The organism is Cyclobacterium xiamenense (assembly GCF_042140265.1).
In the GTDB taxonomy this organism is placed as follows: domain Bacteria; phylum Bacteroidota; class Bacteroidia; order Cytophagales; family Cyclobacteriaceae; genus Cyclobacterium; species Cyclobacterium xiamenense_A.
In genome coordinates, this window is the sequence record NZ_CP159481.1 from 4,983,651 (window position 1) to 4,990,000 (window position 6,350).

Sequence of the window (6,350 nt, forward strand, 5' to 3'; positions counted from 1 at the left end):
GCAGGGATTTCCCCCAAAACCAAATCTTAAAACAGCAAAATTATTTCAAGGAGAGTGTGAGGATGGATTCCGCCTTTGCCAGCAACTTGGGTAATCCCGCGGACTCCTTTCCTCCTGCGGTGGCGAAAAAGGGCTGGCCGCCTCCCCCTCCACCTATTTCTTTGGCAAGTTCTTTCACAAGTCTGCCTGCATGAAGTCCTTTTTCTTCGACGATATTTTCACTAATCACAATCGCTACCTGCGGTTTACCACCAATGTCAGCGGCCAACACTGCTACTAAATTTTCCATCTCGTTTTTTAACTCGAAGGATAGTTTTTTCAATGCGTCTCCGTTAGGCAATTTAATCAAACCTAACACCAAATGGTAACCGTTCAAGGATTTTGCCTGGTTTTTCAGACTTTCTTTGATTTCATCGGTGGCTTTCAAATGCAATCCTTCAATTTCCTTGCGCAAGCTGGCCCTTTCCTCGATTAATGACTCAATGGCCCCCAACATGTCCTTCGGGTTTTTTAACACCTCCTGTACTTCCCGAATGAGTTGGAACCGTTGATTTACGAACGCTTCCGCTGCTTCGGCTGTTACTGCTTCCACTCTTCGGACACCAGCGGCGGTAGAACTTTCCGAAACCAATTTGAAGAAACCAATTTCTCCCGTGGCCTGCACGTGTGTGCCTCCGCATAGCTCTACAGAAAATTCCGGATCAAAGGTAATGACCCGAACCAGTTCACCGTATTTTTCCCCAAACAGGGCGGTAGCTCCCATCGCTTTGGCCTCCGCTATGGGTACTTCCCGCCTTTCGTTCAGAGGAATATTTTCGCGGATTCGGGCATTTACGATCGCTTCGGTCCGTTCCATTTCTTCGGGAGTCATTTTTGCAAAATGGGAGAAATCAAACCGCAGCATCTGCTCATTAACCAGAGAGCCTTTCTGTTGTACATGGTGACCGAGGACTTGCTTCAGGGCAGCTTGGAGCAAATGGGTCGCCGTATGGTTGTGTTTTATGTTTGCCCGTTTTTCGGCGTCGACTCGACAAGTAAACTCATCTTCGATTCCCTGCGGCACTGCATTCACCCAATGGATAATCAGGTCATTTTCCTTGGTGGTGTCCAACACTCGGAGGGTTTCATTGGCGGTACTCAAGGTCCCTGTATCTCCGACTTGTCCCCCACTTTCCGCATAGAAGGGTGTCTTCGTCAAAACTACCTGGAAACGGTCCTGCTTTTTATCTGTTATTTTTCGAAATTTTATGATTCTGGCACGTGCCTCTAACGAATCGTAGCCCACAAACCCTTCGCTTTCTGCTTCGTACACGATGACCCAGTCTCCGGTTTCCAGCTGGGCAGCCGAGCGGGATCGCTCTTTTTGTACACGCATGGCCTCTGCAAAGCCCTTTTCATCCACGATTAGGCCGTTTTCCCGGGCGATGAGGGAAGTCAGATCCAAAGGAAACCCATAGGTATCGTACAGTTCGAAGACCACAGTTCCTGGAATGACCTGTTCGTTTTTAGCTTCCAGCATCTCCTGGATGGTTTCCAGATTTTTCAACCCTTTGTCCAGCGTGCGCAAAAATGCCAATTCCTCCTCATGAATGACCTTGGCGATAAAATCCTGCTGTGACTTTACTTCCGGAAAAAACTCACCAAACTTCTCTGCCAAAACCGGCACCAGCAAGTAAAGAAAGGGAGATTTTAAATCCAGAAAGGTGTAGCCATACCGTACTGCCCGGCGCAAAATACGACGGATTACATAGCCAGCCTTATTGTTCGATGGCAACTGTCCGTCGGCAATGGTAAAAGAAATGGCGCGAATGTGGTCCACGATAACCCGAAAAGCGATGTCCGTTTTTTCGGATTGCCCGTAGTGGTACCCCGATACTTGCGCAACCTTTTCAATAAACGGAGCAAACAAATCCGTATCGTAGTTGGATGATTTGTTCTGAATCACCCGGACGAGGCGCTCCAGTCCCATTCCCGTATCCACGTGGCTGGATGGGAGCTCCTTTAGCCGTCCGTCCGAAAACCGATTAAACTGAATAAAAACCAGGTTCCATATTTCGATTACCTGGGGATGGTCAGCGTTGACCAGCTCCTTCCCAGGCACCTTCGCGATTTCCTCCGGGCTACGCATATCGAAGTGGATTTCAGAGCATGGTCCACAGGGTCCTGTCTCGCCCATTTCCCAGAAATTGTCCTTCTTTGAGCCGAAAAGAATCCGCTCCCCGGGAACCCATTCCTCCCAATAAGAAAAGGCTTCCTTGTCTTCTTCCAGACCATCTTCACTATCTCCGCCAAAAACTGTTACGTACATGCGCTCCTCGGGCAGTTTGTACACCTCTGTAAGCAACTCCCAGGCCCAACCGATTGCCTCTTTTTTAAAATAATCTCCAAAAGACCAGTTGCCTAGCATCTCAAACATGGTATGGTGATAGGTGTCTACACCCACCTCTTCCAAATCATTGTGCTTTCCCGAAACCCTAAGACACTTTTGGCTGTTGGTAATGCGGGAGTGTTCCGAAACTTCGTTTCCGAGAAAAAAATCCTTAAATTGATTCATTCCTGCGTTCGTAAACATCAAACTGGGATCATTCTTTACCACGATGGGTGCGGAAGGAACAAATTGATGCTTCTTAGATTGAAAAAATTCAATGAATTGGCTTCTTATTTGTTTTGAATTCATGTTTAGTTAGCTTAGAATGAAATACTTGGATATTATAAGGATTTTGGAGTATCTTTGTACCCAGACACCCAAGCAAACAAGTCACCCGGTTTTTTTCGGATTACAAAATTAGCAGTTTTAACGTACTATTTGTTAAATGAGTAGAATAAAATATTATTACGATCCCAAAACCTGCAAGTACGAACGGTACGTTCGTAGCAAATGGGATGTGACCTTGAACCTACTTGGTTTTTTATCCCTATCGTCCATTCTGGCGGTGGGAATTCTTTTGGTGTTTCACTATTATTTCGACAGCCCGAAAGAGTTAATGCTGAAAAAGGAAAACAGGGAGTTAAAACTGTACTACGAACTTCTGGAACAAGAGGTGGGGCAATTAAATACCATGATGGCCGATTTGCAGGAAAGAGACGACAATCTTTACCGGGTAATTTTTGAGTCGGAACCTATCCCTTCATCCATCAGAAAGGCAGGATTTGGCGGGTCAGACCGTTTTAGGGAGATCAAGGAGAAAGGGTTGAACCAGGAAAAGATGATTATCTCAGTTTCTAACAAAGTAGAGACCCTCAAACGCCAGCTGTTTATCCAGTGGCAATCCTACGACGAATTGTCAGAAACAGCCATGAATAAAGAGGAATATTGGGCATCTATTCCTGCCATACAACCAATACACAACGAAGAATTGAATCGGCTGGCCTCCGGCTACGGAGTGCGGCTGCATCCGATCCTTAAGGTAAGAAAGATGCATACCGGCGTGGACTTTTCCGCCCCTAAAGGAACGCCTATTTACTCTACGGGAGACGGAGTGGTGCAACAGGTACGTACGGAATTCGGAGGTTACGGAAAGTCCATTGTGATCGACCACGGATTTGGTTTTAAGACGCGGTACGCCCACATGAACGATTTCGATGTACGAGTAGGGGATAAAGTGAAACGTGGGGATAAGATTGGTACCGTTGGCAACACAGGTTCATCCACGGCACCTCATGTGCATTACGAGGTAATGAAAGACGATAAATACGTAAATCCGGTGAATTACTTCTTTAAAGATCTGGAGCCTACGGAATTTGACAAAATATTGGAACTCGCATCCAGAGAAAATCAGTCGCTTTCCTAAGCCGATCATGCAAATTCATTTCGAAGCCTTTCCGCCAAATCGCGGAAAGGCTTTTTATTGGTCTTCATGTATCCATTTTTTGCATAAATTCTTCGAAAGACTGCTATGTTATTTTTGGAATATGTTGTATATTTTTGCTGAAAAAAAATTACAAATTGCCTTACAAAGAAAAAGAAATAGAGAAAAAATACTACTCCATCGGGGAAGTTGCTGACCAATTCAAAGTGGCTACGTCACTTATTCGGTATTGGGAAGGCGAATTTGATATCATCCGTCCCAAAAAAGACAAGAAGGGAAATCGGCGGTTTACCAAGGATGATATTGAAAAAATACAGCTCATTTACCACTTGGTAAAAGAAAAGGGATACACGCTCACCGGTGCTCAGGAAATCATCAAAAAAGACCTGCATAAAATTCAGGATACTGCTGCGATGATTCACCAGCTACACGAAATCAAACGTTTTTTGATTGAAATCAGGAATAATCTGGATGAACAGCCAACCGAGCAATGAAGCATTGCATAACGTGGCCCTCGCTTTTATCCCCAAACTAGGCCCGACAATTTTTAAAACCATCGTAAGTTATTGCGGATCAGCGGAAGGTTTTTTTACGCTTCCACAGGGAAGAGTGGAAAAAATCCCGGGCATCGGGCCGAAACTCCTGGCCCACAGAAAATCAAAAGCAACTTATCTGAAAGAGGCAGAATCCTTGTTGGAAGCGGCTTATAAAAAAAACATTCAGGTACATTGCTATCCGGATTCCTCTTTTCCAAACCGACTGAGGACCCTTCCTGACGCCCCTCCCATTCTTTTTTCCAAAGGGAATATCAATTTAAACCCCAAACGTTCAGTAGGGATCGTTGGGACCCGAAATGCCAGCAACTACGGAAAGAATATCACCCAAAAAATCACGGAAGAACTCGCTCGGTTTCATCCGACCATTGTTAGTGGATTGGCCTATGGAATTGACGTGGAAGCCCACCGGGCCGCGCTTAATTTTGGCTTGCCGACCATAGGCATTTTGGGTTCAGATCTTGAAACCATTTATCCTGCCGCCCACAAATTCACCGCAGAAAAGATGATGGAAAACGGGGGACTACTTTCTGAATTCAAACTAGGCACCCCGATGAAACCTACGAACTTTCCACAACGCAACCGGATCATTGCGGGACTTTCGGATGCGCTTATCGTGGTCGAAGCTGCCAAAAAGGGCGGCGCACTTATCACTGCAGAAATAGCCTACAGTTACAACAGGGAGGTTTTTGCCGTACCTGGAAATCTGCAATCGAAATACAGTGAAGGCTGCAATAACCTGATTCGGCGTATGAAGGCAGGAATCTACATGGGCGTGAATGAACTCGAAGAATCGTTGTCCTGGAATCGAGAAAGCCCGGTAGACGCACCGGCGAAATTGCCGGACACCTCCCATTTGGATCCAACAGAAATAAAGATTTTGGAGCGACTGCTTGAAAAACAAGAAGCTGACATTGATTGGCTGAGCCGGGATATGGGAATTCCCATCTCCGAGCTCGCGATCAAGTTGTTAAACCTGGAGTTTTTGGGTTTTGTAAAGGCAATCCCCGGAAAAAAATACCAGTGGACAAATAAAAGCTAAGATCCTTCCGCATTTTGACCGGCTAAATGGCTTAAAATGATTACATTAGTATCAGTAACCACAACCGATAGATTCATGAAAAACATTGCTATTTTCCTATATGCCTCCCTTTTGGTGATTGCTTCCTGCGCCCCAAAAGAAGAGGGTATCCCGATGAAAATCGCCAAGGCCTACGGCTTCGACCACCTGGATAAAGTGAGCTCCATTAGTTACACTTGGAATGTCCGCAGGGACAGCGCAACGGTTCTTGTACGAGACTGGTCCTGGGATAGAGAAAACGGAGAAGTGTATTACAAAGGTCCGGATACCACTGCTACGTATCAGCTTGCAAACAAATCACCCGAAATTGAAGCAGTGGATCAGCGATTTATTAACGACAAATACTGGCTGCTCTTTCCATTTCAACTGGCATGGGATGATGGCTATGATGCCGAAATCATAGAAAACGCATCTTCTCCCATTCATGGAGAGAATACCATTAAAGTGATCGTTCGGTACAACGATACCGACGGCTACACACCTGGGGACGCGTACGACCTTTACGTGGATAAGGATTACATGATCAAAGAATGGGTTTTCCGTCGGGGTGATGGGCCGGAAGGAAGGGCATTTACCTGGGAGAATGTTCAGGACTTCGACGGTATAAAAATCGCCCTTGACCATAAACTGGAAAACGGAGAAAAGATCATTTGGTTTACGAACGTTGCCGTGGAAAACAAATAACTTCCTTCCGGAAATTTCAAGAATCCTGCGCCTCAGTTCAGAACTTCCCAAGTTTGAGCGTTTGATTGGGTAGTTCCTACGGACGATTGTAGAGACACGGTAGGGTGGTTAGTCATGAGGCTTTTTTAGCCAGCTAGCATTTCCTTCTGTTAAGGAAGCGTTAGCCCCTTGCGAATGTTTTGCTTCGTACTGAAGTACCTGTGGCTATACTAAGAAAGAGTG

The 6,350-nt window shown here is 45.7% G+C and carries 5 protein-coding genes; 4 read left to right on the top strand and 1 reads right to left on the bottom strand.

Annotated elements, in window-relative coordinates; genetic code table 11:
- Nucleotides 1–40: 40 nt before the first annotated feature.
- On the bottom strand, nucleotides 41–2,677 hold the full coding sequence (gene alaS / locus ABWH99_RS20300) for an alanine--tRNA ligase (RefSeq protein ID WP_375583627.1): 2,637 nt from the start codon (nucleotides 2,675–2,677) through the stop codon (nucleotides 41–43).
- A gap of 136 nt (nucleotides 2,678–2,813) precedes the next feature.
- On the opposite strand from alaS, the gene ABWH99_RS20305 reads away from it, so the two are divergent.
- The 4 genes from ABWH99_RS20305 (at nucleotide 2,814) to ABWH99_RS20320 (ending at nucleotide 6,128) form a co-directional block, all read left to right on the top strand.
- Nucleotides 2,814–3,791 (top strand): M23 family metallopeptidase, encoded by a 978-nt coding sequence (locus ABWH99_RS20305; RefSeq protein WP_375583628.1) that lies wholly within the window; start codon nucleotides 2,814–2,816, stop codon nucleotides 3,789–3,791.
- A gap of 155 nt (nucleotides 3,792–3,946) precedes the next feature.
- A complete protein-coding gene (locus tag ABWH99_RS20310) occupies nucleotides 3,947–4,303 on the top strand; it encodes a MerR family transcriptional regulator (protein WP_375583629.1) in 357 nt (118 codons plus the stop codon).
- Nucleotides 4,260–5,405: a DNA-processing protein DprA gene (gene dprA, locus ABWH99_RS20315; protein ID WP_375583630.1), complete on the top strand. Its 1,146-nt coding sequence runs from the start codon at nucleotides 4,260–4,262 to the stop codon at nucleotides 5,403–5,405. Before ABWH99_RS20310 ends, dprA begins: the two co-directional genes overlap by 44 nt.
- 75 nt (nucleotides 5,406–5,480) lie before the next feature.
- Nucleotides 5,481–6,128 carry a hypothetical protein gene (locus ABWH99_RS20320; protein ID WP_375583631.1) on the top strand — a complete coding sequence of 216 codons (648 nt, stop codon included), beginning with the start codon at nucleotides 5,481–5,483 and terminating at the stop codon, nucleotides 6,126–6,128.
- Nucleotides 6,129–6,350 lie beyond the last annotated feature (222 nt).